Origin of the sequence: Corynebacterium sp. AOP40-9SA-29 (assembly GCF_052377405.1) — a bacterium.
In the GTDB taxonomy this organism is placed as follows: Bacteria; Actinomycetota; Actinomycetes; order Mycobacteriales; family Mycobacteriaceae; genus Corynebacterium.
In genome coordinates this window covers 444619-468057 of the sequence record NZ_JBQSWR010000001.1, presented here as the reverse complement: position 1 = coordinate 468057, position 23439 = coordinate 444619, and the positions used below count along the sequence as shown (strand labels likewise).

The window sequence follows — 23439 nt, the reverse complement described above, 5'->3', positions numbered from 1 at the left end:
TCACGGAAGGTCCCGGAGGGGTCATGGAGACGGGCAATATGGTCCGCCGCTACCGACGGTGGGAGGAACTCTCCCAGGCGGAGCTCGCCGAGCGCGTCGGAGTGTCGCGGCAGACCGTGGCGAATATCGAGAAGGGGAACTACTCCCCGTCGGTACACCTCGCGCTCGACATCTGCCGGGAGCTCGGGAAGACCGTCGAGCAGATCTTCGGTCAGGAACAGGAGCAGTCATGAGCTACGGCGACACCGTCGTCCGGCGCGCCGAAGACGCCGTCGACGACGAGTACCAGGCACAGGTCACGCACAAGGCCTCGACGGTGGGGTTGCAGTACTGCCTGTGGTCGACGATGGCGGTGGCCGCCCTGCTGGCGTGGGTACTGCCCGGGGCGTTGTCCCTGTGGTCCTTCGCGGTGCTGGTCGTCCCGGGTGCGGCCGCCGCGCTCGGCGCCGGACGGTGGATGCGCCGCCATGCCCCGCGCCCGCGCTACACCGGCCCGACGGCGTCGGACTGGGCCGTCATCCTCCCCGTCGCGGCAGTGATGCTCGCGGGGATCCTGGTCCACGCCTTGGACGGCAATCCGGCTGCGGCGGCGGGGATGGTCACCGGCGGCGTCATCGCCGGCGTCGCCACCCCATGGGCCACCCGACGTCGCGCCCAGCGCGGGCGGCAACGGGACGAGCGTCGCCTCGACGCCGACCTGGAGGACTGAACACACCCGCCAGCGCCTCCAGCAGCGCGTCGACCTGGGCGCCGGTGTGCGTGGCCATCACGGTGACCCGCAGGATCGCCTCGCCACGCGGGACGGTGGGGTAGCGGATCGCCGGCACGTGGAAACCCGCCTGCCGCAGCTCCGCCGCAACGGCCATGGCCGCCCGTTCGTCGCCGACCGGCACCGGCACGATCGGTGTCCCCGGATGTCCGACGAGGCCGAGCCCGTCGGTGAGGCGTCGGACGTTGTCCTGCAGCCGCGGCACGAGTGACTCGTCGGCACGCACCAGGCGCACCGCCGCCAGCGCGGCGGCGACCGTCGGGACGGGGGAGGACGTCGAGTAGATGAACGGGCGGGCCTGGTTACGCAGCAGGTCGCAGGTGTCGCGGTCGGCGCAGATGAAGCCGCCCTCCGCGCCGAGCGCCTTGCTCAGCGTGCCGACCAGCACGTCCGGAGCGTCCTGCGCCCCCGGTGCGGCCCAGCCGCGCCCGTCGCCGACGGTGCCGATGCCGTGGGCGTCGTCGACCATGACCGCGCACCCGTTGTCGTGGGCCAGGGAGACGATCTCGGCCACGGGTGCCAGGGTGCCGCCCATCGAGAACACCCCGTCGGTGACGACGAGTCCGTGTTCGGTGGTGCGCCGCTCCAGCAGCCGGGCCAGGGCATCGGTGTCGCGGTGCGGGTAGACCTGCAGCCGGGCGCCGTTGGTGCGCGCGGCACGGCAGCCGTCGATGATGCTGGCGTGGTTGTGGGCGTCGGAGAACACCGTCACCGAAGCGTCCGCCAGCACCGTGAGTGCGGCGAGGTTCGCGGCGAACCCCGTGTTCAGCAGCACGCAGTCCGGGTAGCCGAGCCAGTCGGCGAGCTCCTCCTCGAGTGCGCGGTGCACGGGTGTGGATCCGGTGGTGAGCCGGGACCCGCCTGAGCCGGTGCCGTAGGTGAACGTGGCCTCGACCGCGGCCTCCACCACGGCGGGGTGGTGGGACAGGCCGAGGTAGTTGCTGGAGGAGAAGAGCAGCCGCGCGCCACCGTCGGTCTCGATCACGGGGTGCTGTCCGGTGGCGATGTCGGTGGTGTGGCGGCCGAGCCCGGCGTCGCGCCAGACCTGCAGGCGGGTGGCGGTGGGCAGGTGCGGTGCGCTCACGGTTGTCCCTTCATTGAACGGTGTATAGCCTGGTGTGATGACTATCCTAGAACACTCCCCGGAGGTGTGGGACGCCACCCGCGTGGCCGACGCCGACCGTCGGCACGTGTGGCACCCCTACGCCCCACGTCACGGCGCGACCGGGAACCTCGTGGTCGAGTCCGCGTCCGGCACACGCCTGCGGCTGGCCGACGGGCACCGTGAGGTCATCGACGGCATGAGCTCCTGGTGGGCGGCGTGCCACGGTCACGGTCACCCGGCGTTGCGGGAGGCTGCGCACGAGCAGGTCGACCGGATGAGCCACGTGATGTTCGGCGGGCTCACCCACCGCCCGGCCGCGGAACTGGCCGAACGCCTCCTCGGCCTGATCAATAGCCCGGACCTGAACGGCGACCCGCTGACCTCGGTGTTCTTCTCCGATTCCGGCTCGGTGTCGGTGGAGGTCGCGCTTAAGGCCGCGCTGCAGTACCAGCGGGGTGTGGGTCATCCGGAGCGCACCCGCTTCCTGACCTGGCGCGGCGGCTACCACGGCGACACGCAGGGGCCGATGGGGGTGTGCGACCCCGACGGCGGCATGCACTCGCTATGGACCGGGGTGCTCACTCCACAGGTCTTCGTGCCTGCCCCGCCACCGCGCGGCAGCACCCCGGAGGTGCTGGAGCGCTACCTCGCCGAACTGCGCGCGGCGGTGGAGCACAACGACGTGGCCGCGGTCATCGTGGAACCGGTGGTGCAGGGCGCCGGCGGCATGCGCTTCCACGACCATGCCCTGGTCACCGGGTTGCGTGAGGTCTGCGACGAGACCGGCGCACTGCTCATCCTCGACGAGATCGCCACCGGCTTCGGACGCACCGGCGACGTGCTCGTCGGCGCCGCCGCCGGGGTCACGCCCGACATCCTCTGCCTGGGAAAGGCCCTGACCGGCGGGTTCATGAGTTTCGCCGCCACGGTGACCACCGACCGTGTCGCCGCGGCCGTGGACTCGCCGGACGGCGGCGGGGCCCTGATGCACGGGCCCACGTTCATGGGCAACCCGCTGGCCTGCGCGGTGTCCCTGGCCGCACTGGACCTGGTGGAATCCGGCTACTGGCGTCCCCGCGTGGCCCGCACCGAACAGCTGCTGCGCGAGGGCCTGGAACCCCTGCGCGGGCACCCCGGCGTGGCGGACGTGCGGGTCCTCGGCGCGATCGGCGTGGTCGAGACCATTGACCCGCTGGTCTCCCCGGCGGTCACCGCGGTGCTGGTGGAGTGCGGCGTGTGGCTGCGTCCCTTCGGCCGGCTGCTCTACACCATGCCGCCGTTCACCTGCACCGACGAGGAGATCGTGCGCATCACCGACGCGATGGTCGCGGCGGTGGACGCATGATCCTGCTCGTCACCGGCACCGGCACGGACGTGGGCAAGACCATCGCCACCGCCGCCCTGGCCGCCCGGGCGGAGGCGGACGGCCTGCACGTCACCGTGGTCAAACCCGTGCAGACCGGCGAGGCGCCCGGCAACGGCGACCTGCGTACGGTCACCGCCCTCACCGGCGTCACCGACACCCACTGCTTCACCTACTGCCCCGAACCCCTGGCACCGGTCGCCGCCGCGCGGCGCGCGGGTGTCGTCCTGCCCGGTCTGCAGGAGACGGCCCGCCGGATACTGGCGCTGGACGCACCGGACCGTCTCGTGCTCGTCGAGGGCGCCGGCGGTGTACTCGTCGACCTCGGCGGATTCACCGTCGCCGACCTCGCCCGGCGCACCGACGCCCCGGTGGTCGTGGTGACCACCACCGGCCTGGGCAGCCTCAACCACCACGACCTCACCCTCGAGGCCCTGGCACACCGGGGCGTGGCCTGCGCCGGCGTCATCGGCGGCTCGGTACCGGACGCGCCGGACGCCGCGACGTCCACCACACTCGACGTCTTGCGCGGCGGTCCCCGCTGGCTGGGCGACATCCCGGCCGGCGCGGGAACCCTCGACACCGCGGCGTTCCGCGCCGCGGCGGCGCGGTGGATCGCTCTGCCGCAACCGTAACCTCGCCGAAACCCCACGGGGAGGGTGCCGGAAAAACGGCGACCGTAGCGTCCTGCTCTATGACACAGACAGTGACCACACCGACCACCACCGCGGAGGTGCCCGCCGCCCAGCCGGCACAGACCCCGTCGAGCCCCGTCGGCACCGAAGACTTCTCGCTGCGCTTCGCCCCGCGGCACTACCGAAAGTGGACGCCGGCCGCCGTCGCGGCCAGTGCCCTCGGCGGCATCGCCTACCTCGCGGACTTCTCCATCGGCGCGGCCATCGGCGTGGAGCACGGCACCACCAACGCCGTCGGCGGCATCCTCATCGCCGCCGTGCTGATCTTCGTGTCCAGTGCCCCGCTGGCCTACTACGCCGCGCGCTACAACGTGGACCTCGACCTGATCACCCGCGGCTCCGGCTTCGGCTACAAGGGCTCGATCATCACCAACCTCATCTTCGTGTCCTTCACCTTCATCCTCTTCGCCACCGAGGGCGCGATCATGGCCCAGGGGCTCAAGGTCGGCCTCGGCATCCCGCTGTGGGCCGGCTACGCGGTCAGTTCGCTGATGATCATTCCGCTGGTCATCTTCGGTATGAAGCTGCTGTCCAAGCTGCATTCCTGGACCAACCCGCTGTGGCTGGTGATGATGTTCGTGCCGCTGGTGGTGCTCATCGTGCAGGAGCCCTCGTCGGTGGGCACCTTCCTGGAGTACACCGGTGAGAACGACTCGCCGGTGTCCTTCGCGGCGATGATGCTCGCCGCCGCCGTCTGTCTGTCACTGACCGCGCAGATCGCCGAGAACATCGACTACCTGCGGTTCATGCCGCCGAAGACGGACGCCAACCGCCGCTCCTGGTGGGCCGCGGTGATCTGTGGCGGGCCCGGCTGGGTGGTGCTCGGTGCGACGAAGCAGATCATCGGCGTCTTCCTCGCCGTCTACATGATCTCGGTGGTGGGGCAGGGCTCCGACATCGCCGTGGAGCCGGTGAACCAGTTCATGACCGAGTACCGCCAGATGATGCCCGGCTGGCTCGCCGTGACCCTCGCGGTGGTGCTGGTGGTCATCTCCCAGATCAAGATCAACACCACCAACGCCTACTGCGGCTCCCTGGCCTGGACGAACATCTACTCGCGCACCACCAAGCGCTACCCGGGCCGGGTGTGGTTCGTGGTGCTCAACGTGTCGATCTCCCTAGCGTTGATGGAGTTCGACATGTTCAGCGTGCTCAGCTTCGTGCTGAGTTTCTACTCCAACCTCGCCATCGCCTGGATCTTCACCGTGGCCGCCGACATCGTGGTCAACAAGTACCTGCTGGGGATCTCGCCGAAGCGTCCGGAATTCCGCCGCGGCATGCTCTTCGACTACAACCCGGTGGGCATCGTCTCGGTGCTGTTGTCCGGCGGGGTGTCGATCGCCATGTTCTTCGGTGCCTTCGGCGACACCATCGCCCCGTTCTCCCCGCTGTTCGCCGCGGTCATCGCCGTGGTCACGACCCCGCTCATGGCCATCGTCACGAAGGGGCGCTGGTACCTGCGCCGCGACTCCGACGGCATCGACCTGCCCATGACCGACGCCGACGGCAACCCCTCGGACGCCCGTCTGACCTGCGCGGTCACCGGCGAGTCCTGTGAGCGCCCGGACATGCTCGCCTCCGCGGTGCCCGGCCCGGACGGACGCACGCAGTACATCTCCTCGCTGGCGCTCACCCTGGACGCTTCCGGTGAACACGTCCTACCCTTGGAGCATGAGCCTGGCACAGACCGTCCGTGACGCCCGACGTATCGAGGTCTTCACCGGTGCCGGCATGAGCGCCGACTCCGGGCTGGACACCTTCCGCGACGCCACCACCGGGCTGTGGAGTCACGTCGATCCGCAGGCCATGGCCAGCGTGGACTCCTGGTCGCGCGACCCGGACCCCATGTGGGCGTGGTACCTGTGGCGGGCGGCGAAGGCCCGCGCCGCCGCCCCGAACGCCGGTCACCGGGCGGTGGCAGCCTGGCAGGACGCCCCGGGCGTGCACGTGCACGTCACCACCCAGAACATCGACGACCTGCACGAACGCGCCGGCAGCCGGGACGTCTCCCACCTGCACGGCAGCCTCTTCGACTTCCGCTGCGCCGGCTGTGGTGCCCCGGCACCCGAGCCGGAACTGCCGTCGCTTCGGGAAACCGACACCCGCCTGCGCCCGCCGCACTGCGCCACCTGCGGCGACCTCGTGCGACCCGGCGTCGTCTGGTTCGGCGAGGCACTGCCGCAGGACACCTTCGCCGCCGCCGAGGCATCCATGGAGACCTGTGACCTGCTGGTCATCGTCGGTACCAGCGGGGTGGTTTATCCCGCGGCCGGCCTGCCGCACATCGCCGCGGCGCGCGGCGTACCCGTCGTCGAGATCAGCCCGGAGGACACCGACCTGACGCCGTTGGCCACCCGGTCGCTGCGTACCACCGCGGCGGTCGGGCTGCCTGACCTGGCGGACTTGCTTAGCTGAAGCGCACCTCGTCGATGCTGATCGCCTGCTCCGGTGCCGCCTGGCCACGGGCGATCTCCACGTAGTGCCCGGCGTGGGTGATCAGGCCGGCGCGCTCCTCGTCGGTGAGCTCGCGGCGCACCTTCGCCGGCAGCCCGGCGGCGAGCACGCCGTCCGGTACGTCTTGGCCCTCCAAGACGGTCGCCCCGGCGCCGACGAGGGTGCCCGCTCCCACCGTGGACCCGCTGAGCAGGGAGGAGGACATGCCGATCAGGGTTCCGTTACCCACGCTGGCACCGTGCACCAGCGCCTGGTGGCCCACGGTGACGTCGTCGCCGAGCACGTTGGAGACCCCGGTGTCCACGTGCAGCACGGAGTTGTCCTGGATATTCGTGCGCTCCCCGATACGGATCGACCCCACGTCGCCGCGGATGACCACGCCGTAGAACACCGAGGAGTCCGCGCCGATCTCCACGTCGCCGATGATCACCGCCGTCGGTGCGATGTAGGCGGAGGCGTGGATGCGCGGCACGCGGCCGTTGAAGGGGAGGATCAGTGGTGAGTTCATGTTCCCCACTGTAATCAGTCGATCAGCCCCACGATGCGTAACCAGCCCAGCACCATCTGGCGCGAGGGTTCGACCAGTCCCGGGCCCTCCTGCGCGGTCGCCCTGCGCAGTTCGTCGACGTCCACACCCTGTTCCTGCAGGTCACCATGGTGGCCGATGAGCCAGCGCTCGAAGGTGTCCGGGTCGATCTCCGGATGGAACTGCAGGCCGAGGGCGTGGTTGGAGCGGAAGGCCTGCACCGGGGTGTTCTCGTCGTGGGCGAGGCGCTCCACGCCGGCGGCCGCGGCCGCGCGGCCAACGGGGAGTTCGATGCGGTCGCCGTGCCAGTGCAGGACGGGACGTCCTTCCAGGGCACGCAACGGGCCGGACGCCCCGGCGTCGGTGAGCGTCACCGGCGACCAGCCGATCTGCATCGGTACGCCCGCCGGGGCGGGCACGACCTGCCCGCCGAGCGCCAGTGCGAGCAGCTGCGCGCCGAGGCAGATGCCCAGCACGGGCCGTCCGGCGGCGTGACGGGCGCGGATGAGTTCGATCTCGTCGGCGAGGTACGGGTAGTCGGGGTCCTCGGCGTTCACCGGCCCGCCCATGACGACCAGCAGGTCGGCCTCCAGCGGGCCCGGCGGGAAGTCCACGCCGGCGTCCACGTGGCGGGGCTGCAGCAGTTCCTCCCACGTGCCGGCGTCCTCGAAGGAGACGTGCCGCAGGACCACGGTGCTCAGGGTGTCGTCTGTCGTGCCTGTCATGACCCCCAGGATACGTGCATCATGGGGTCCATGGCCTACCTTCTGATCGTGCACCACAGTCCGACCGAGAAGCTGCGCACCATCGCCGACACCGTGCTCGACGCCGCACGCGCGGCGGCGCGCGAAGCGTCCGGCGAACTCGATGAAGCGTTAGAAGTGCGCGAGCGTGAGGCGTTGGAACCCGACGCCGGTGAACTCCACGACGCCGCCGCGGTGATCCTGGGCACCAGCGCGAACTTCGGCTACATTTCCGGCGCGCTGAAGCACTACCTCGACTCCACGTACCTGGAGAACCAGGGCCGCGAGAAGCCCTTCTCCTACTGGATCCGCGGCGGCTACGACACCACCGGTGCCGAGAATGCGCTGGAGAAAATTGCCACCGGCTTCGGCTGGACCACGGCCGCCGACCCGGTGACCTTCACCGGCGACGTGGAGCCGCATCTCGACGCGCTACGCGCCCTCGCCGAGAACACGGTGGGTGCCTACTTGCTGTCCGCCAGCAGGTAGGACGCACCGGCGACGCCGGCGGTGACGGTGAGCACGGCCGGCCAGGAGCCCATCTTCTTGGCCAGCGGGTGCGACAGACCGAAGCCGGCGACGTAGGCGGTGCTCAGCCCGGCGGTCAGTGCGGGGCCGCCCTTGGCCAGCCAGGTACGTCCTGCGTACACGCCTGCCGCGGCGAGCAGCACGCCGCCGAGCGGGCGGATGCCGGTCTCGCGCGCGCTGACCCAGCCCCCGATCAGGCCGAGGGTGGTGACGGCGGCGGTGTTGACGTCCTTGGCGTTTTTCAGTGTCATGTCCATGGCCGCCAGGCTACCCTGGGGACACCACCGCGACGTAAGGAAGGACCACCGTGACACAGCTACCGCACACGCTGCTGACCAGACTGTGGGGCATCGACCTACCGGTCATCGGCGCGCCCATGGCCGGGCGTGCCGGTGGTGAACTGGCCGCCGCCGTGAGCCGGGCCGGCGGGCTCGGCATGATCGGGGTGGGGGCCTCGACGTCGCCGGAATGGATCCTGGAGCAGTCCGAGATCGCCGGGGAGGGCGGAAACTTCGGCATCGGCCTGATGGTGTGGGCGCTGACCGACGAGATCTTCGACGCCGCGGTCGAGGCCAACCCCACCGTGATCTCCCTGGCCTTCGGCGACCCGTCGCCGTGGGTGCCGCGGGCGCATGCCGCGGGGATCAGCGTGGTCGCGCCGGTCAACGACATGCCGCAGGTGCGCCAGGCTCTGGAATCCGAGGTGGACGTGCTCTGCGTGCAGGGCACCGACGCCGGCGGGCATACCGGACGCATCGGCACGATGCCCCTGATGCAGCAGGTCCTGAACCACACCGCCTCGCATGCCCCGGGCGTGCCCGTCGCCGTCGCCGGCGGAATCGGCACCGGACGTGGCCTGGCGGCCGTGCTTGCCGCGGGGGCGGACGCCGCCTGGATCGGCACGGCGCTGCTGGCGTCCCCCGAGTCGATGGGCTCGACGGAGCTCAAGGCGGCCGCCGTGGCGGCCTCGGCGCGCAATACCGTGCTGACCGGCATCTACGACCGCGCCGAGCAGGTCGGCTGGGACACCACCACCTGGCCCACCCGCACCGTGCGCAATGACTTCGTCGACCGCTACGCCGATGACCGGACGGTGGACGATGCCGAACTCGTCGCCGCCCGCGCCCCGGGCGGACGCTACGCCGACGACCAGAAGCTCCACGCCGGGCAGGGCGTGGGCCTGGTCCGGCAGCAGGAACCGGCGGGCGAGGTCATCGCCCGCATGGCGCAGGAGGCCTACGACCTGCTGAAACGGTTCTAGCCTGTTTTAGCCTGGCAGGTCGGCGACCATCGCGGCAACGGTGGCGCGCGCGGCGTCTTCGGTGACACGTCCGGCCATCAGCAGCGAGCCGAGGCCGTGGCCGAGGGCCATCGCCGTGTCCACGATGCTGCCGGCGGTGTCTTCCCCGAGTTCCGGAATGGCGGTCAGGCAGGCGTCGGTGAACTCCGTGCCCGTGGCTGCGAGGTGACGACGGTAGGCCGAGGCCGCCGGCTCGGTGCCGGTGACGGCCATGAGCTCCATCGACACGCTGATGCGGTGGAAGGCGCAGGTCTCCTCGTCGACGGGCAGGGTGGCGGCGAAGTAGCCCTCGATGACCGCGCGTAGGGAGTCATCGGGGTGGCGTTGCTCGCGCCACCGCAGGATGCTGCGGTCGGAGAGACGCTGTAGAGAGGCGGCGACCAGCGTGTTCTTGTCGGTGCCGTAGTACTGCACCAGGCGCAGGGACACGTTGGCCTCGGCGGCCACGGTGCGCATGCTCACCGCCGTGATCCCCTCCCGGCCGATGAGCCGGTCCACGGCGTCGAAGATCTGGTCCCGGCGGGTCATCGTACGCATGTACCAGATCGTATCCTGTGACTGGTGGGACGGGAGAGCAGGGTTGGTGTAGGGTGGATGATGTCATGACTGCTGCACCTGAGCACGCGCCCTGCCTCGACGTCGACCTGACGGCCACACCGTGGCTGTACCCCGGACCCTGGCCCACCGCCTCCGGGACGCTGACCGCCGAGGGATACTTCCCCGGTGAGGTCGGCATGGTCGGCATCGCCGACGACCTGGAACTCACCCCCGTGGTGGCGGTGGGGTCGAATGCCTCGCCGGGGGTGATGCTCACGAAGTTGGAGTCGCACGGGGTCTCGCCGATGGTGCCGTTCATCCGGGCGTGCGTGCCGGACACCACCACCGCCTTCACCGCGCACGTGAGCCCGCGCGGTTACATCGCCGCCGCGCCGTACCGGCAGCCCGGGGCGCAGACCACGATGTGGGTGAGTTTCCTCGACGAGGAACAGCTGGCATGCGTGGATGAGACGGAGTCGCCGAACTACGACCGGATCCACGTGGCGGATACGGTGATGCTCGACAGTGGGGAGGAGCTCGAGGGCTACGACATTTACCGCAGCTGTTGGGGGCTGATCCCGGACGTGCAGCACCACACCGGCCGCGACGTCGAACCCGTGCCTTTCGTGCACCGCGAGGCGCAGTGCCGGGTGTTCCGTCACGTCCGTGAAGACTTGGTGGGCGGGGTCCCCTCGCTGCCGGACGGGGACAGTGAGTCCGTGGTCCGGATGATGTGGGAGGACCGGAACCTGGCGGGGCGTGTCTCTGAGGAGTTGCACGACATCGCCATGGCCGATGGATTCTCGGTGTAGTTCTCCTATTCTTTCCTCGTGTCTGGACGGCTGGCCTCTGCACCTTTGTTGGTGCGGGGGTTAGTTCTCGTCGGGAGGTTCCTCGGTGGTGGTGTCTCCGGCATCGTCTGTGTCGTCGAAGGTGGGGGCCGGGCCGGTGTCCTTGACGTCCGGACCATAGACCTGGGCCAACGGGCCGGTCGCGTGCGTGGTGTAGCGCACCCCGCCCGGGCCTTGCCAGTGGATCGTGAACCCGCCATCGGGGGAGGAACACCGCCAGCTCCCCTCGGTTTTCAGCCGGTGGTGCGGGCGGCACAGCTTCTGCCCATTGCTCGGGTGCGTCGCCCCGTCGCTGGTGGGGTCGGTGTGCGGGGAGTTGATGATGTGGTCGTTGTCGCAGAGTGTGGCCGGCACGTCACAGTACGGGAACCGGCAGGTCGCGTCCCGGCCCTCCATGTACGTGCGGTGGCCCAGTAGGAACGGGTAGCCCGGCGACTCGGGGTAGTCCTGCGGGTCAATGGGGATTTCCTTGACCTTCTTCGGGTCGCAGGCTCCTTCGAAGCGTTCGGCGGTGGCCGGGTTGATCCACCCGACCCCGGCGACGTAGCCCGCCCCGGTGCCGTGCACCCCATCGATCGTCGCGCGGTAGAGGTGCACCCGGATTTCCATCGAGATCGGGTTGTCGCCGAGCTGTTCGAGCATGACCTGTGCTTTGAGTTGGGAGCGGGTCGGTAGCTCGGAGCGTTCTTCTTCGGGGAGGTTTTCTTGAAGGCGGCGGGCGTCGGCGAGCATGACGCGGGCTTTCTTGTCGAGTTCGTCGTCGATGGCGGTCAGGGTGACGATGTCGCCGCCGGTGAGGATCATCTTGTTGCCGCGGCGCTTCAGGGTGACGGTGTCTTCCTGGGCCAGGGCGGTGTTGTCGGCCAGCACCGGGGCGGCATCCAGTATCGCCGCGCGCACGCGGTCGCGGAGTTCTTGCAGGGTGACCAGTCGGGTGGTTTCGCGTAGCCACGGGGTGACGTGGGTGTTGACTGCGGCATCGAGGCAGGCGGTGATCTCGTCGTGGCGACCCTTGGGCACGGTGGATAGTTGGGCGTTGATCATCCGGCGGATCAGGGCGAGGTGGTCGGCGGCGAGGATGCCGGTGGTGACGACGGCGCAGAAGAGTTCGAGGTTGCGTGCGGCGAGTTCGCCTGCGTGTGCGAAGCGGGTGGCGTCGTGTTGGGAGCGTCCGCGTAGGGCCAGTGCTGAGCTGAGACGTTCGCTGGCCGGTAGTTGGCGCAGGTGGATGATCAGGCCCATTTCGACGATGTTGATATGGCGCTGTAGAGCGTCGATATCGACTGTGGGTGGTTCGTCAGTGGTGGTCATGTCCCCGGTTCCCCCTTTTCCGTTTGTACGGTGAAGTGTACACTGGGGTCCGGACACCAGTCAATAGAATGTTCGAATAGGATGGTGGATGATGGGCAGGATCGACATAGCCAGGGTCTATGACGTGCAGGGGGACGCGCCGCGTTTCCTGGTCGATCGGCTCTGGCCGCGCGGGGTGTCGAAGGACAGTCTCGGGCTCACCGGCTGGCCGAAGGAACTCACCCCGTCGACGCAGCTGCGCAAGGACTTTCACGACGGCACGCTGGGCTGGGAGGAGTTCAGTGAGGCCTATCGTGCCGAACTCGATGAAGCCGATAGTGAGGACATAGAAGCCGCCGTCGCTTCCATCGGCGAGGCGGCGGCGCAGGGCGACGTCGTGCTCCTCTTCGCCGGCAAGGACACCGAGCACACCCACGCCGCGGTCCTGCGCGACTGGCTGGAGGAAAAGCTCAGCGCGACGGCAGGCGAGTGAGCAGGTCCGCCGCCACACTGACCGCGATCTCCGCCGGGCGGCTCCCACCCAGGTCAGGCAGCCCCACGGGGCACTTGATCCGCGCGATCGACTCCGGGGCGTGACCGGCCTCGGCGAGCTTCGAACGGAACCTGGCCCACTTCGCCGAGGAACCGATCAGGCCCACGGACCCCAGGTCATCGCGGGCGAGTGCGGCATCGCACAGGTGCAGGTCTTCGGCATGGTCGTGGGTCATCACCAGCACATGCGCACCGGCGGGCAGCTCGTCGACCACCGCCTCGCCGAGCACCGCCAGGCGCGTGACCACTGTCGCCGGAGCGTCCTGCGTCACGGCCTCGGCCTCGCTCAGCTGTGCGGGGCGCGAGTCGCACAACCACAGGTCCAGGTCATGGCGCGACAGGATCCGCGCCAACTCCAGGCCCACGTGCCCGCATCCGAACACGGCCACGCACGGCGGCACATCCAGCATCTCCAGCAGCACCGTCACCTCGCCGCCGCAGCACTGGCGCCCGTGGTCGTAGGGAACCTTGTCGTTCAGGGCGAAGTCCATTGTCTCCGGGGAGGACGCACCGGCGGTCAGCATCTCGCGGGCGCGCCGCACCGCCCCGGCCTCCAGGTTCCCGCCGCCGACGGAGCCGGACGTGGCGTCGGCGGTGACCAGCATCTTCGCGCCCGCCTCCCGCGGGGCGTGGCCGCGACGGGCCACGACCGTCACCAGGACCGATGGCACGCGGCGGGCACGCAGGTCCGCGGCGTCCGACAGCCAGCTCATACCCGAACCCGGGACCGGGCCCGCTCGACCGCCCAGTACACCGCCTCCGGCGTCGCCGGGGACGGCAGTTCCACCTGCTCGGACAGGCCCGCGCCGAAGGCGGCAACCGCCTGGCGTAACGCCTCGCGCACGCTGAAGGCCAGCATGAATGGTGGCTCACCCACCGCTTTGGAGCCGTACACCGCACCGGACTCGTGCGCCTTGTCCAACAGTTCCACCCGGAAGTCGCCGGGCAGCTCCGAGAGCGAGGGCAGTTTGTACGTGGAGGCCCCGGCCGTGGCCAGGCGTCCGGTGCCGCGGTCACCCGGGCGCTCACCGGTGTCCCAGCGCAGGTCCTCCAGGGTCAGCCAGCCCAGGCCCTGCACGAACCCGCCCTCGATCTGGCCCAGGTCGATCAGTGGTGAGAGGGAGTCGCCCACGTCGTGGACGATGTCGACCCGGCGCACCTCGTAGGAGCCGTCGAAGCGGCTGACCTCGACCTCGGCGGCGGCGACCCCGTAGGCGAAGTACTTGAACGGCTCGCCCTGCATCACCGAGGCATCCCAGTGCAGGCCCTCGGTGCGGTAGAAGCCGCTGGCGGAGAGCTGCACGCGCTGCATGTACGCCGTGGACACCAGGGACTGCCAGGTCACGGACTCTTCGCTGCCGAGGGCGGTGACCAGGCCGCGGCTGAAGCGCACGTCGTCGGCGCTGACCCCCAGCACGGAGGCGGCGACGACGCGCAGGCGCGCCACGATCTGCTCGCAGGCGTCCTTCACCGCACCGCCGTTGAGGTCCGCCCCGGAACTCGCCGCGGTGGCGGAGGTGTTCGGCACCTTGTCGGTGCGGGTGGGGGACTGGCGCACCAGCGTCATCGGCACGCCCAGCGTGGTCGCGGTGACCTGCATCATCTTGGTGTGCAGGCCCTGGCCCATCTCCGTGCCGCCGTGGTTGACCAGAACGGATCCGTCCTTGTACACCAGTACCAACGCCCCGCCCTGGTTGAAGGCGGTGAGGTTGAAGGAGATGCCGAACTTCACCGGCGTCATCGCCAGCGCCCGCCGGCGCGAGGGGTGCGTGGCATTGAACGAGGCGATCTCGGCCTCGCGGGCCTCCACGTCACCGTGTTCGAGCACCTGCTCCCACGCGGCGACGGCGCGCTCGGGGTGGCGCACCGGCATGGCGTAGGGCGTGGACTGCCCGGCGGAGTAGAAGTTGCGTCGGCGCACCTCACGGGCCGGCAGGCCCAGCACCTGGGCGATACGTCCCAGGATGTCCTCGATCACGAGCATGCCCTGCGGCCCGCCGAAACCGCGGAAGGCGGTCTGCGAGGTGCGGTGGCACTGCGCGATGCGCCCGTGCACGGCGATGTGCGGGATCCAGTAGGCGTTGTCCACGTGGCACACCGCGCGCGCCAGCACCGGCTCGGACAGGTCCAGTGACCAGCCGCCGTCCGCGGTGAGGGTGGTGTCCAGCCCGGTGATCAGGCCCTCGTCGGTGAAACCGACGCTCCAGGTGGAGTGGAAGCCGTGGCGTTTGCCGGTCATGGTCATGTCCTGGGTACGGGTCAGCCGTACCCGCACCGGACGCCCGGTCAGCGTGGCACCCAGGGCGGCGACCGCGGCGTAGCCGTGCGGCTGCATCTCCTTGCCGCCGAACCCGCCGCCCATGCGCAGCGACTGCACGGTGACCTCGTGCGCGGGCACACCGAGGACGTGGGACACGATGTCCTGGGTCTCGGTGGGGTGCTGGGTGGAGCAGTGGATGAGCAGCTGGCCGTTCTCGTCGAGCAGTGCCAACGAGGCCTGGGTCTCCAGGTAGAAGTGCTCCTGCCCGCCGAACTCGAAGGTGCCCTCGAGCACGTGCTCCGCCTCGGCCAGGGCCGCGGCGGCGTCGCCGCGCAGCATGGTCGGTTGTGCGCCGTGGAAACTGCCGGCCTCGATGGCGTCGGTGAGGCTGAGCACGGCGGGCAGTTCCTCGTACACCACCTCCACCGCGGCCGCGCCGAGCCGGGCGGCCTCGTGCGATTCGCCGAGCACCCAGCACACCGCGTGGCCGTGGAACATGACCTCGCCGCCGGACGCCTCGGGGAACAGCGGCTCGTCGTGTTTGGTGCCTGCGTCGTTGACGCCGGGCACGTCGGCGGAGGTGAGCACGCGCACCACGCCGTCGAGCGCCAGGGCGGCCGTGGCGTCCAGCGAGACGATGCGCGCGTGCGCGTGCGGCGACTGCACCGGCTCGGCGTGCAGGACGCCGGGGTACCGGTTGACCAGGTCGTCGGTGTACAGGGCGGTGCCGGTGACGTGCAGGGACGCCGACTCGTGCGGGTGCGACTCGCCGACTACCGGGTCGGCGGGGCGCTGCGAGAGGAAACTCATCGCGATACCTCCCCGGTTTCTTCGTAAAAGCGTTCCAGGGAGGTCGCCAGCATCGCCGAACGGTAGTCCGCGCTCGCCCGGTGATCGGACATCGGCGTGCCTTCGGCGCGCAGGACGTCCGACGCGGCGACGACGGTCTCCGCAGTCCACGGCGCGCCGATCAGCGCATTCTCCGTCGCCAGCGCGCGCAGCGGGGTGGCGGCCACCCCGCCCAGGCCGATGCGGGCGCGCGTCACCGTGCCGTCCTCCACGGTGAGCGCGAAGGCGATGGCGACCGAGGAGATGTCGTCGAAGCGTCGTTTCGCGATCTTGTGGAAGGCCGTCAGCGGGGCCAGCGGCAGCGGGATTCTTACGCGCGTGATGAGCTCACCGGGCCGGCGCACGGACTGGCGGTAGCCGGTGAAGTAGTCCGCCAACGCCACCTCACGCACGCCGTCCGCACTGGTCAGGACCAGGGAGGCGTCGAGGGCGAGCAGGGCGGGTGCGGCGTCGCCGATGGGGGAGCCGGTGCCGAGGTTGCCGCCGAGGGTGGCGCTGTTGCGGATCAGGCGGGAGGCGAACTGCGGCAGCAGCTGGCCGAGCAGCGGCACCTCGCCGCCGATCTCGCGTTCGATCTCGGTGAGCGTCTGCGCCGCGCCGATGTCCAGGTGGGTATCGGTGCGCAGGATGCCGCGCATCTCCGGCACCCGGTCCACGGCGATGATGTCCGCCGGACGCTCCCCGCGCAGGTTCACGCCCACGCCGTGGTCGGTGGAACCGGCGACGACGATGGTCGACGGATTCTCGGCGAGGATCCGGCAGGCCTGCTCCAGGGACTCCGGACGCCGGAAGCGCGAGGCGCCAGCCGCGCCGCCGGTGAGGTCCGTGCGCGTCGCGCAGGGCGCGGGGGTCTCGCGGCGGTGCGCGAGAGGATCAGGGGAGTCAGGCGTGCCGAGCGCGAGGGCGGCATCGCGGATCGGACGGTAGCCGGTGCAGCGGCACAGGTTGCCGGACAGCGAGTGCAGGTCGAAGGGCTTCTCGGCCTCCGGGCGGTAGTATTCCGCGGTCATCGAGCAGATGAAGCCGGGCGTGCAGTAGCCGCACTGCGAGCCGCCGCGCACCGCCATCTCGTGTTGGACGGGGTGCAGGTCACCGGCGGTGCCGATGCCCTCGGCGGTGACGACCTCCTGCCCGTCGAGGGCTGCGGCGGGCAGCAGGCAGGCGTTCACCGGCGTCCAGCGGGTGGTGGCCCCGTCGGTAGCTGTATCCGGGCGGGCGACCATCACCGCGCAGGCGCCGCACTCGCCCTCGGCGCAGCCCTCCTTGCAGCCGGTCAGGCCGTTGTCGCGAAGCAGGTCGAGGAGGTTGACGTGGGGGTCGGTGCCGTGGAGTGTCGCTCCATTCACCGTCACCGAGATTTGGGCTGAAGTCTGTGCTGAAGTCACTGGTGGATCTCCTGGTGACTCGCGGTGGGCAGGTCGCCTGGGTCCGGACGCCCCGTCACGGGGCCGTATAGCAACCGGCTGTCCACCTGTTATCGCTCAGATTATTGCACCGGGAGATTTCGCGCAGGTTTCACGGATTCTCCGGCCACGGATGTTTCGGGTAGCGCCCCCGCATCTCGGCGCGGACCTGCGCGTACGCCCCGGACCAGAAGCCGCCCGGATCGTCGGTCACCGCCACGGGGCGTCCGGCCGGCGAGAGCAGTTCGAAGCGCACGCGACGTCCGGCGACCTCGGGGGAGTCGTGCAGGCCGAAGCAGTCCTGCAACCTGGTCGACACCACCGGCGGGGTGTCGGGGGAGTCGTCGACCTGCGGGTAGGTCAGCCGGACGGTGCGCCCGGACGGCAGGGGCAGCGCGGTTGGCGCGTAGGTGTCGATAGGACGGTCCCAGGGGATCAGCCCGCGCAGCAGCCCGGCGAGGTCCGGGCGCCTTCCTGCGGCCAGGTCCGGGACCACGAAGTCGAGGAGCTCGCTCTCCCCGCCGCGCACGTCCGGGTAACCGTCGACCCCATTGACATGCAGGTACTGGATGCGTTGGCGCAGACTGCGCGCATTGTCCGACCAGGTCAGCACGTCCATACCGTGGGACGCCAGGGCACGTCGCACCGCCGCAGTACGGGCGTCCTCGGAAAGGTCCGCGGTGGCCACCGGGGTGGACGACAACTCGATCGCCCCGAGGGCGCGCACCCGCCGGGCCTGCAGCTTCCCGGTGGGGCCACCGGGGGTCCAGGTGCAGGTCAGCTCGTCGGTGAGCAGCGGGGAGGCGGCCTGGAGGGCGAGTTCGCGCGACAACGGCACCGCCGTATGCACCAGCGCCTCGGTACTGCCGGTATTGCCGGTGTTGCGTCCAAGGTCGGCGATGGCGATCCAGGCAGAGGAGTGCGCCTTCGCATCGCGCCACACCACCCCGGTGCCGGACGCGGTGAGGTAGCGGTTGGAGTCGCCCACCCGGTGCGCCACCAGGCCCGGAAATGCGCAGGCCACGGTGTACGACACCGCGTCCTCGCCGCGTAGATCGGGGGAGGACGTCCCGGCGTCCAGCAGGCGTTCGAGCCGGCGCGCCCCCTGGGAGCCACGCGCCTGACGTACCGCCGCCGGCAGGTCGCTCACGCGCGACCCCTCGTCGACGGCGTGCAGCACCGCGGCGACGGTGCGCACGTCGACCCGCCGGGACGCCACCGTCGCGCCGCGCGCGAGCCGCGGGTCCGTCGGCACGGCGGCGAGGCGGCGTCCGACGTCGGTCACCCGGCCGTCGGCGTCCACCGCGCCCAGGGAGTGCAACGTGGCCTCGGCGGCGTCGGCGGCGGGGCCCGGGAAGGCGTCCGGCAACGGCAGGTCCGCGCCACGCGGCGAACCCCAGCACGCCACGTCCAGCATCGCCGAGGTCAGGTCGCTCGTCGTCACCGCCGGCGGGGCGAATGCGGGGGCCTTCGCGAACTGTTCGGCGGTGATACAGCGGTATACCGTGCCGGGCCCCTCGCGTCCGGCACGTCCGCCGCGCTGCGTGCAGGACGCTTGGCTCGCCACCTCCGTCACCAGCACGGACATGTCGCGGGAGGTGTCGCGTCGGGCGGTGCGCGCCAGGCAGGAGTCCACCACGACCCGCACGCCGGGCACCGTCAGGGAGGACTCGGCGACGTCCGTGGCCACGACCACGCGCCGGGTGTTCCCGCCACCGCGCACCACGGCCGCCTGCTCGGCGGTGGACAACCGGCCGTGCAGGGCGAACGTCTCAACACTCTCACCGGCCAGCCTGTCGGCCAGGGTGGTGGTGTCGCGGATCGTCGGCACGAAGACCAGCACGTCGCCGTGCGTCTCGGCCAGCGCCCGACGCACCGTGGCCAGCACCACGTCCTGCACGGCGGTGCGCGAGCGACGGTCCCGGTTCACCATCGAGGCGGCGGAGTCGGCGTAGCGCACGTCGAGGGCGTGGATGGGGGAGGGGACGTCCACCACCGGTGCCGGCGGGTCGGCGAGCAGCCCGGCGAAGCGGGCGCCGTCCACCGTCGCCGACATCGCCACGACCACCAGGTCATCGCGCAGTTCGCGCAGCTGGGCCAGCATCGCGAACACCAGGTCGGACTCCAGCGCGCGCTCGTGCACCTCGTCGACGACGACCGCCGCCACCCCGTCGAGGTCCGGGTCGCGCAGCATCCGGCGCAGCAGCACCCCCGGCGTCACCATCTCGATCAGGGTGGACGCCCCGGCCTTCCTGTCACCGCGCACCGTGTAGCCGACCTCGTCGCCGAGCCGGACGCCGCGGAGTTCGGCGACACGCGTCGCCGCCGCGCGGGCCGCCACCCGCCGTGGCTGGGTCACTATGACTTTGGCTGCTCGCCCCTGCGCCGTCTGCATCCCCTGCACCGCCTCGGCGACGTACTGCGGCGCCAACGTGGTCTTACCGGTGCCCGGCGGGGCCTGGACCACGGCGGTGCCGCGGGTGCGTACCGCGTGGATCAGGGCGTCGCGTCCGGCGGCGAAGGGGAGGTCGGTCACCTCACCACCGTAACCCCTCGCGCAGTCCGTCCTGCAGGGTCACCGCCAGGTACGGCACCGCGACGGCGAGGTAGCAGACCGCGGTCGTCGCCGCGATGGTCAGCCACGTCCACGCATCCTCGGGGGCCTGGCCAGCTTGCAGCCTATTCAGTCCGATGGTCGCCTGCGCCAGCGCGCACAGCAGCAGCGCGACCTGAACGAGAATGATGTAGCCGCGGGCCGACGGGGCGCGGAGGTTATCGTCCTGCCACTCCGGGCGCACCAGGTGCGGACGCGAGCGCGTGGCGAGCAGGCACACCAGGATAATCTGCCCGACGATCGGGATGAAGCCGTACAGCAGGCATACCCCGGGGTAGCCCGCGTCGTGCAGTCGGCGCCAGGTCAGCGCCAGCGCCGGGATCACCAGCAGAAGCTGGGCGAGGGAGGCGATGGTGGAGTAGGCCTCTTGCGGAACTACCCCGACGCTATAGCGCAGCAGCCGGTAGAACATCATGACCAGGACGTACGTCAGCGCCATCCACCAGAAACCCCTCCGGGAGGTCAGCCCGCTGAAGCGGTTCCAGCGCACGAAGAAGTCTGCGAGGGCCTGCAGGTAGGTGTGAGGGTGAGACCGGTGGGGGAGAGGTTCTCGGGTTATTTCTCGAGTTTTATCTTGGAGAGAGGAAGTCGAGGATGTCACGGTCGCCCATGTTAGGTCACGACCCCCGGCCCACGGCAGGGTTTCCACAGGAGGGCTACAGTGGCCACCTATGGGACTGAAGGAGAAAGCGGTCTCCGTCGCCGGCAGGATCACCGACGCGGTACGCATAGGAAACGGACTTGACCAGCGAGATCTCGCCCCGGTGGGGTGGTTCGCCCACGAGCAGGCGGTGCAACGCCTGAAGGACAGCTTCGACGCCGTCCCACCCGGCAGCCGGGTACGGCTGGCGAAGAAGACGTCCAACCTGTTCCGGGGACGCTCTAGCGACGCCGTCGGGCTGGACGTCTCGGGCCTGCACGGCGTGATCGCCGTGGACCCGGTGACGTGCACCGCCGACGTGCAGGGCATGTGCACCTACGAGGACCTCGTCGACGTGCTGCTGCCCTATGGGCTCGCGCCGACGGTGGTGCCGCAGCTCAAGACCATCACCCTCGGCGGGGCGGTCACCGGCATGGGCGTGGAGTCCACGTCCTTCCGCAACGGGCTGCCGCACGAGGCCGTCCTGGAGATGGACGTGCTTACCGGCACCGGTGAGATCCTCACCTGCTCACCCACGCAGAACACCGACCTGTATCGCGGCTTCCCCAACTCCTACGGGTCCCTGGGCTACAGCGTGCGGCTCACGGTGCGGTGCGAGCGGGTGGAACCCTACGTGGACCTGCGGCACGTGCGCTTCGACGACGTGACGTCGCTGACCGAGGCGCTCGACCGCATCGTGATCGACAAGGAATACGACGGCGAGCGCGTCGACTACCTCGACGGCGTGGTCTTCAGCCTTCAGGAGAGCTACCTGGTGCTGGGCCGCGCCACCGATGAACCGGGTCCGACCAGCGACTACACCCGCGAGCGCAGCTACTACCGTTCGTTGCAGCACCCGGCCGGCGTGCTGCGCGACAAGCTGACCGTGCGCGACTACCTGTGGCGCTGGGACATCGACTGGTTCTGGTGCAACCGGGCCTTCGGTGTGCAGAACCCCACGGTCCGCACCCTGTGGCCCCGCGACCTGCTGCGCTCCAGCTTCTACTGGAAGATCATCGGCTGGGACCGTCGTTTCGACCTGGCCGACCGTATCGAGGCACACAATGGGCGTCCGCCGCGCGAGCGGGTGGTGCAGGACATCGAGGTCACCCCGGACAACCTGCCGGAGTTCCTGACCTGGTTCTTCACCACCTGCGAGATTCAGCCGGTGTGGCTGTGCCCGATCCGTCTGTCGGATTCGGACTCCTGGCCGCTGTACCCCCTGTCACCGGGGGAGACGTGGGTGAACGTGGGTTTCTGGAGCTCGGTGCCGGCCGACCAGATGGGGCAGGACGCCCCGGAGGGCGCCTTCAACCGCGAGATCGAGCGCGTGGTCTCGAACCTGGGCGGGCACAAGTCGCTGTACTCCGAGGCGTTCTACACCGAGGAGAAGTTCGCCGAGCTCTACGGCGGTGAGCGTCCTGAGGAGCTCAAGGCGGTCTTCGACCCCGACGGGCGGTTCCCGGGACTGTACGAGAAGACCGTGCGCGGCGTGTGAGCGGCACCGACCGCCGGCGCGACAAGACGACAAAGATGACACAGACGACAAAGATGACACAGAAGAAAACACAGAGGAGAGAAATGAACAGGGGTTTCACACCGCTGACCGTGGGAGAGATCGTCGATAAGGTCATCACGCCGCCGGCACCGTTCCGGGTGACCGCCTTCGACGGGTCGACCGCCGGGCCGGCGGACGCGGAGCTGGTGCTGGAGATCACCTCGCCGGACGCGTTGGCCTATATCGTCACCGCCCCCGGCGACCTGGGCCTGGCACGCGCTTACATCACCGGCAGCCTGCGCATCAGCGGGGACGAGCCGGGACACCCGTACCTCGTCTTCGACCACCTCCAGCACCTCTACGATCAGATTCGTCGCCCCTCGGCGAAGGAACTGCTGGACATTGGCCGCTCCCTCAAGGCCATGGGTGCGATCAAGTTGCAGCCCGCCCCGGAGCAGGAGACGCTGCCCGGCTGGAAGCGCGCCATGCTGGAGGGCCTATCCCGGCACTCCCCGGAGCGGGACAAGGAGGTCGTGAGCCGCCACTACGACGTGGGCAACGACTTCTACGAGCTCTTCCTCGGCGACTCCATGGCCTACACCTGCGCCTACTACCCGGAGTTCGAGGGCGAGGACCAGGTCACCGGCCCCGACGGTGGCTGGGGTTACGCCCAGTGGGAGAAGGGTGCGGTGGCGAATGGGCCGCTGACCCAGGCTCAGGACAATAAGCACCGACTGGTCTTCGACAAGCTGCGGCTCAACCCGGGCGACCGGCTGCTGGACGTGGGCTGCGGCTGGGGCGGCATGGTGCGCCATGCCGCGCGCAATGGTGTGAAGGCCGTGGGAGTGACCCTGTCGCGCGAGCAGTATGAGTGGGGCAAGGCAAAGATCGAGGAGGAGGGCCTGCAGGACCTCGCCGAGGTCCGCTGCATGGACTACCGCGACGTGCCGGAGTCCGACTTCGATGCGGTCAGCGCGATCGGCATCCTGGAGCACATCGGTGTGCCGAACTACGAGGACTACTTCTCACGCCTGTACGCCAAGCTGCGCCCGGGCGGCCGGATGCTCAACCACTGCATCACCCGTCCGCACAACCGGAAGACCAAGACCGGCCAGTTCATCGATCGCTATATCTTCCCCGACGGCGAGCTCACTGGCTCCGGACGGATCATCACGATCATGCAGGACACCGGTTTCGACGTGGTCCACGAGGAGAACCTGCGCCCGCACTACCAGCGCACCCTGCACGACTGGTGCGAGCTGTTGGCCTTGAACTGGGACGACGCCGTCCACCTCGTCGGCGAGGAGACGGCCCGACTCTTCGGCCTGTACATGGCAGGTTCGGAGTGGGGCTTCGAGCACAACGTGATCCAGCTCCACCAGGTTCTGGCGGTGCGCCCGGATGAGTCGGGGCACACCGGGGTGCCGGTCCGCCAGTGGTGGAGGTCCTGACGGTAACCTCG

23 protein-coding genes are annotated in these 23439 nt (G+C 69.9%); 12 read left to right on the top strand and 11 right to left on the bottom strand.

What is annotated here, in order from left to right; genetic code table 11:
• Positions 1-23: 23 nt before the first annotated feature.
• Positions 24-233, top strand: a complete 210-nt coding sequence (locus ACT3SZ_RS02210) for a helix-turn-helix transcriptional regulator (RefSeq protein WP_444614933.1) — start codon at positions 24-26, stop codon at positions 231-233.
• Positions 230-709 carry a hypothetical protein gene (locus ACT3SZ_RS02205; protein WP_444616330.1) on the top strand — a complete coding sequence of 160 codons (480 nt, stop codon included), beginning with the start codon at positions 230-232 and terminating at the stop codon, positions 707-709. Before ACT3SZ_RS02210 ends, ACT3SZ_RS02205 begins: the two co-directional genes overlap by 4 nt.
• On the opposite strand, the gene ACT3SZ_RS02200 is transcribed toward ACT3SZ_RS02205, so the two are convergent.
• Entirely contained in the window at positions 612-1853 is a 1242-nt protein-coding gene (locus tag ACT3SZ_RS02200) for an aminotransferase class I/II-fold pyridoxal phosphate-dependent enzyme (protein ID WP_444616329.1), read from the bottom strand. The genes ACT3SZ_RS02205 and ACT3SZ_RS02200 overlap by 98 nt on opposite strands.
• A gap of 37 nt (positions 1854-1890) precedes the next feature.
• On the opposite strand from ACT3SZ_RS02200, the gene ACT3SZ_RS02195 reads away from it, so the two are divergent.
• From ACT3SZ_RS02195 to ACT3SZ_RS02180, 4 genes are read left to right on the top strand one after another with little or no spacing between them, the layout of a single operon-like run.
• Complete coding sequence (locus ACT3SZ_RS02195; protein ID WP_444616328.1) at positions 1891-3219, top strand: adenosylmethionine--8-amino-7-oxononanoate transaminase; 1329 nt, start codon at positions 1891-1893, stop codon at positions 3217-3219.
• Positions 3216-3872, top strand: a complete 657-nt coding sequence (gene bioD, locus ACT3SZ_RS02190; protein ID WP_444616326.1) for a dethiobiotin synthase — start codon at positions 3216-3218, stop codon at positions 3870-3872. The genes ACT3SZ_RS02195 and bioD overlap by 4 nt, the downstream gene beginning before the upstream one ends.
• Positions 3873-3931: 59 nt before the next feature.
• Positions 3932-5629, top strand: coding sequence for a purine-cytosine permease family protein (locus ACT3SZ_RS02185; RefSeq protein WP_444616324.1), 1698 nt, complete (start codon positions 3932-3934; stop codon positions 5627-5629).
• Positions 5604-6347 (top strand): NAD-dependent deacylase, encoded by a 744-nt coding sequence (locus ACT3SZ_RS02180; protein WP_444616323.1) that lies wholly within the window; start codon positions 5604-5606, stop codon positions 6345-6347. Before ACT3SZ_RS02185 ends, ACT3SZ_RS02180 begins: the two co-directional genes overlap by 26 nt.
• On the opposite strand, the gene ACT3SZ_RS02175 is transcribed toward ACT3SZ_RS02180, so the two are convergent.
• Positions 6340-6894 carry a gamma carbonic anhydrase family protein gene (locus tag ACT3SZ_RS02175; protein WP_444616322.1) on the bottom strand — a complete coding sequence of 185 codons (555 nt, stop codon included), beginning with the start codon at positions 6892-6894 and terminating at the stop codon, positions 6340-6342. The genes ACT3SZ_RS02180 and ACT3SZ_RS02175 overlap by 8 nt on opposite strands.
• A gap of 14 nt (positions 6895-6908) precedes the next feature.
• Positions 6909-7637, bottom strand: a complete 729-nt coding sequence (locus ACT3SZ_RS02170; RefSeq protein WP_444616321.1) for a glutamine amidotransferase-related protein — start codon at positions 7635-7637, stop codon at positions 6909-6911.
• Between the two features lie 30 nt (positions 7638-7667).
• Here ACT3SZ_RS02170 and ACT3SZ_RS02165 point away from each other — a divergent pair, with 30 nt between their 5' ends.
• The gene (locus ACT3SZ_RS02165) at positions 7668-8144 is read left to right on the top strand and encodes a flavodoxin family protein (protein WP_444616319.1); all 477 of its coding nucleotides are present in this window, start codon (positions 7668-7670) and stop codon (positions 8142-8144) included.
• On the opposite strand, the gene ACT3SZ_RS02160 is transcribed toward ACT3SZ_RS02165, so the two are convergent.
• On the bottom strand, positions 8120-8440 hold the full coding sequence (locus tag ACT3SZ_RS02160; RefSeq protein WP_444616317.1) for a hypothetical protein: 321 nt from the start codon (positions 8438-8440) through the stop codon (positions 8120-8122). The two genes, ACT3SZ_RS02165 and ACT3SZ_RS02160, sit on opposite strands and share 25 nt — an antisense overlap.
• A gap of 50 nt (positions 8441-8490) precedes the next feature.
• Between ACT3SZ_RS02160 and ACT3SZ_RS02155 the strand changes: the two genes are divergently transcribed.
• Complete coding sequence (locus ACT3SZ_RS02155; RefSeq protein ID WP_444616316.1) at positions 8491-9444, top strand: NAD(P)H-dependent flavin oxidoreductase; 954 nt, start codon at positions 8491-8493, stop codon at positions 9442-9444.
• Between the two features lie 6 nt (positions 9445-9450).
• On the opposite strand, the gene ACT3SZ_RS02150 is transcribed toward ACT3SZ_RS02155, so the two are convergent.
• Entirely contained in the window at positions 9451-10020 is a 570-nt protein-coding gene (locus ACT3SZ_RS02150; RefSeq protein WP_444616315.1) for a TetR/AcrR family transcriptional regulator, read from the bottom strand.
• Positions 10021-10085: 65 nt separating this feature from the next.
• On the opposite strand from ACT3SZ_RS02150, the gene ACT3SZ_RS02145 reads away from it, so the two are divergent.
• Positions 10086-10832 (top strand): hypothetical protein, encoded by a 747-nt coding sequence (locus tag ACT3SZ_RS02145; protein ID WP_444616313.1) that lies wholly within the window; start codon positions 10086-10088, stop codon positions 10830-10832.
• A gap of 60 nt (positions 10833-10892) precedes the next feature.
• On the opposite strand, the gene ACT3SZ_RS02140 is transcribed toward ACT3SZ_RS02145, so the two are convergent.
• Complete coding sequence (locus ACT3SZ_RS02140) at positions 10893-12182, bottom strand: HNH endonuclease signature motif containing protein (protein ID WP_444616312.1); 1290 nt, start codon at positions 12180-12182, stop codon at positions 10893-10895.
• 88 nt (positions 12183-12270) lie between these two features.
• Between ACT3SZ_RS02140 and ACT3SZ_RS02135 the strand changes: the two genes are divergently transcribed.
• The gene (locus tag ACT3SZ_RS02135; RefSeq protein WP_444616311.1) at positions 12271-12654 is read left to right on the top strand and encodes a DUF488 domain-containing protein; all 384 of its coding nucleotides are present in this window, start codon (positions 12271-12273) and stop codon (positions 12652-12654) included.
• Here the strand turns inward: ACT3SZ_RS02135 and xdhC are convergent.
• The 5 genes from xdhC to ACT3SZ_RS02110 all read right to left on the bottom strand — a co-directional run bounded on the left by xdhC (position 12632) and on the right by ACT3SZ_RS02110 (position 20569).
• Complete coding sequence (gene xdhC, locus ACT3SZ_RS02130) at positions 12632-13426, bottom strand: xanthine dehydrogenase accessory protein XdhC (protein WP_444616309.1); 795 nt, start codon at positions 13424-13426, stop codon at positions 12632-12634. The genes ACT3SZ_RS02135 and xdhC overlap by 23 nt on opposite strands.
• Positions 13423-15783 (bottom strand): xanthine dehydrogenase molybdopterin binding subunit, encoded by a 2361-nt coding sequence (xdhB, locus tag ACT3SZ_RS02125; protein WP_444616308.1) that lies wholly within the window; start codon positions 15781-15783, stop codon positions 13423-13425. Before xdhB ends, xdhC begins: the two co-directional genes overlap by 4 nt.
• On the bottom strand, positions 15780-17207 hold the full coding sequence (locus tag ACT3SZ_RS02120) for a xanthine dehydrogenase small subunit (protein WP_444616307.1): 1428 nt from the start codon (positions 17205-17207) through the stop codon (positions 15780-15782). Before ACT3SZ_RS02120 ends, xdhB begins: the two co-directional genes overlap by 4 nt.
• A gap of 130 nt (positions 17208-17337) precedes the next feature.
• Positions 17338-19761: an ATP-dependent RNA helicase gene (locus ACT3SZ_RS02115; protein WP_444616306.1), complete on the bottom strand. Its 2424-nt coding sequence runs from the start codon at positions 19759-19761 to the stop codon at positions 17338-17340.
• Between the two features lies 1 nt (position 19762).
• Positions 19763-20569 (bottom strand): DUF805 domain-containing protein, encoded by an 807-nt coding sequence (locus tag ACT3SZ_RS02110; protein WP_444616305.1) that lies wholly within the window; start codon positions 20567-20569, stop codon positions 19763-19765.
• Between ACT3SZ_RS02110 and ACT3SZ_RS02105 the strand changes: the two genes are divergently transcribed.
• Together ACT3SZ_RS02105 and ACT3SZ_RS02100 are read left to right on the top strand one after the other, a co-directional pair.
• Positions 20511-21977, top strand: coding sequence for an FAD-binding oxidoreductase (locus ACT3SZ_RS02105; protein ID WP_444616303.1), 1467 nt, complete (start codon positions 20511-20513; stop codon positions 21975-21977). The two genes, ACT3SZ_RS02110 and ACT3SZ_RS02105, sit on opposite strands and share 59 nt — an antisense overlap.
• Positions 21978-22060: 83 nt before the next feature.
• Complete coding sequence (locus ACT3SZ_RS02100; RefSeq protein ID WP_301442009.1) at positions 22061-23428, top strand: class I SAM-dependent methyltransferase; 1368 nt, start codon at positions 22061-22063, stop codon at positions 23426-23428.
• Positions 23429-23439 lie beyond the last annotated feature (11 nt).

What these genes read in the sequence shown, in the direction of transcription:
- xdhC (WP_444616309.1), bottom strand. Translation starts at nt 13,426, where the DNA reads ATGAGCTGGCTGTCGGACGCCGCGGACCTGCGTGCCCGCCGCGTGCCA.
- ACT3SZ_RS02150 (WP_444616315.1), bottom strand. Translation starts at nt 10,020, where the DNA reads ATGCGTACGATGACCCGCCGGGACCAGATCTTCGACGCCGTGGACCGG.
- ACT3SZ_RS02160 (WP_444616317.1), bottom strand. Translation starts at nt 8,440, where the DNA reads ATGGACATGACACTGAAAAACGCCAAGGACGTCAACACCGCCGCCGTC.
- ACT3SZ_RS02210 (WP_444614933.1), top strand. Translation starts at nt 24, where the DNA reads ATGGAGACGGGCAATATGGTCCGCCGCTACCGACGGTGGGAGGAACTC.
- ACT3SZ_RS02100 (WP_301442009.1), top strand. Translation starts at nt 22,061, where the DNA reads ATGAACAGGGGTTTCACACCGCTGACCGTGGGAGAGATCGTCGATAAG.
- ACT3SZ_RS02185 (WP_444616324.1), top strand. Translation starts at nt 3,932, where the DNA reads ATGACACAGACAGTGACCACACCGACCACCACCGCGGAGGTGCCCGCC.
- ACT3SZ_RS02135 (WP_444616311.1), top strand. Translation starts at nt 12,271, where the DNA reads ATGATGGGCAGGATCGACATAGCCAGGGTCTATGACGTGCAGGGGGAC.
- bioD (WP_444616326.1), top strand. Translation starts at nt 3,216, where the DNA reads ATGATCCTGCTCGTCACCGGCACCGGCACGGACGTGGGCAAGACCATC.
- ACT3SZ_RS02175 (WP_444616322.1), bottom strand. Translation starts at nt 6,894, where the DNA reads ATGAACTCACCACTGATCCTCCCCTTCAACGGCCGCGTGCCGCGCATC.
- ACT3SZ_RS02110 (WP_444616305.1), bottom strand. Translation starts at nt 20,569, where the DNA reads ATGCGTACCGCGTCGGTGATCCTGCCGGCGACGGAGACCGCTTTCTCC.
- xdhB (WP_444616308.1), bottom strand. Translation starts at nt 15,783, where the DNA reads ATGAGTTTCCTCTCGCAGCGCCCCGCCGACCCGGTAGTCGGCGAGTCG.
- ACT3SZ_RS02180 (WP_444616323.1), top strand. Translation starts at nt 5,604, where the DNA reads ATGAGCCTGGCACAGACCGTCCGTGACGCCCGACGTATCGAGGTCTTC.
- ACT3SZ_RS02170 (WP_444616321.1), bottom strand. Translation starts at nt 7,637, where the DNA reads ATGACAGGCACGACAGACGACACCCTGAGCACCGTGGTCCTGCGGCAC.
- ACT3SZ_RS02205 (WP_444616330.1), top strand. Translation starts at nt 230, where the DNA reads ATGAGCTACGGCGACACCGTCGTCCGGCGCGCCGAAGACGCCGTCGAC.
- ACT3SZ_RS02140 (WP_444616312.1), bottom strand. Translation starts at nt 12,182, where the DNA reads ATGACCACCACTGACGAACCACCCACAGTCGATATCGACGCTCTACAG.
- ACT3SZ_RS02105 (WP_444616303.1), top strand. Translation starts at nt 20,511, where the DNA reads ATGGGACTGAAGGAGAAAGCGGTCTCCGTCGCCGGCAGGATCACCGAC.
- ACT3SZ_RS02195 (WP_444616328.1), top strand. Translation starts at nt 1,891, where the DNA reads ATGACTATCCTAGAACACTCCCCGGAGGTGTGGGACGCCACCCGCGTG.
- ACT3SZ_RS02165 (WP_444616319.1), top strand. Translation starts at nt 7,668, where the DNA reads ATGGCCTACCTTCTGATCGTGCACCACAGTCCGACCGAGAAGCTGCGC.
- ACT3SZ_RS02145 (WP_444616313.1), top strand. Translation starts at nt 10,086, where the DNA reads ATGACTGCTGCACCTGAGCACGCGCCCTGCCTCGACGTCGACCTGACG.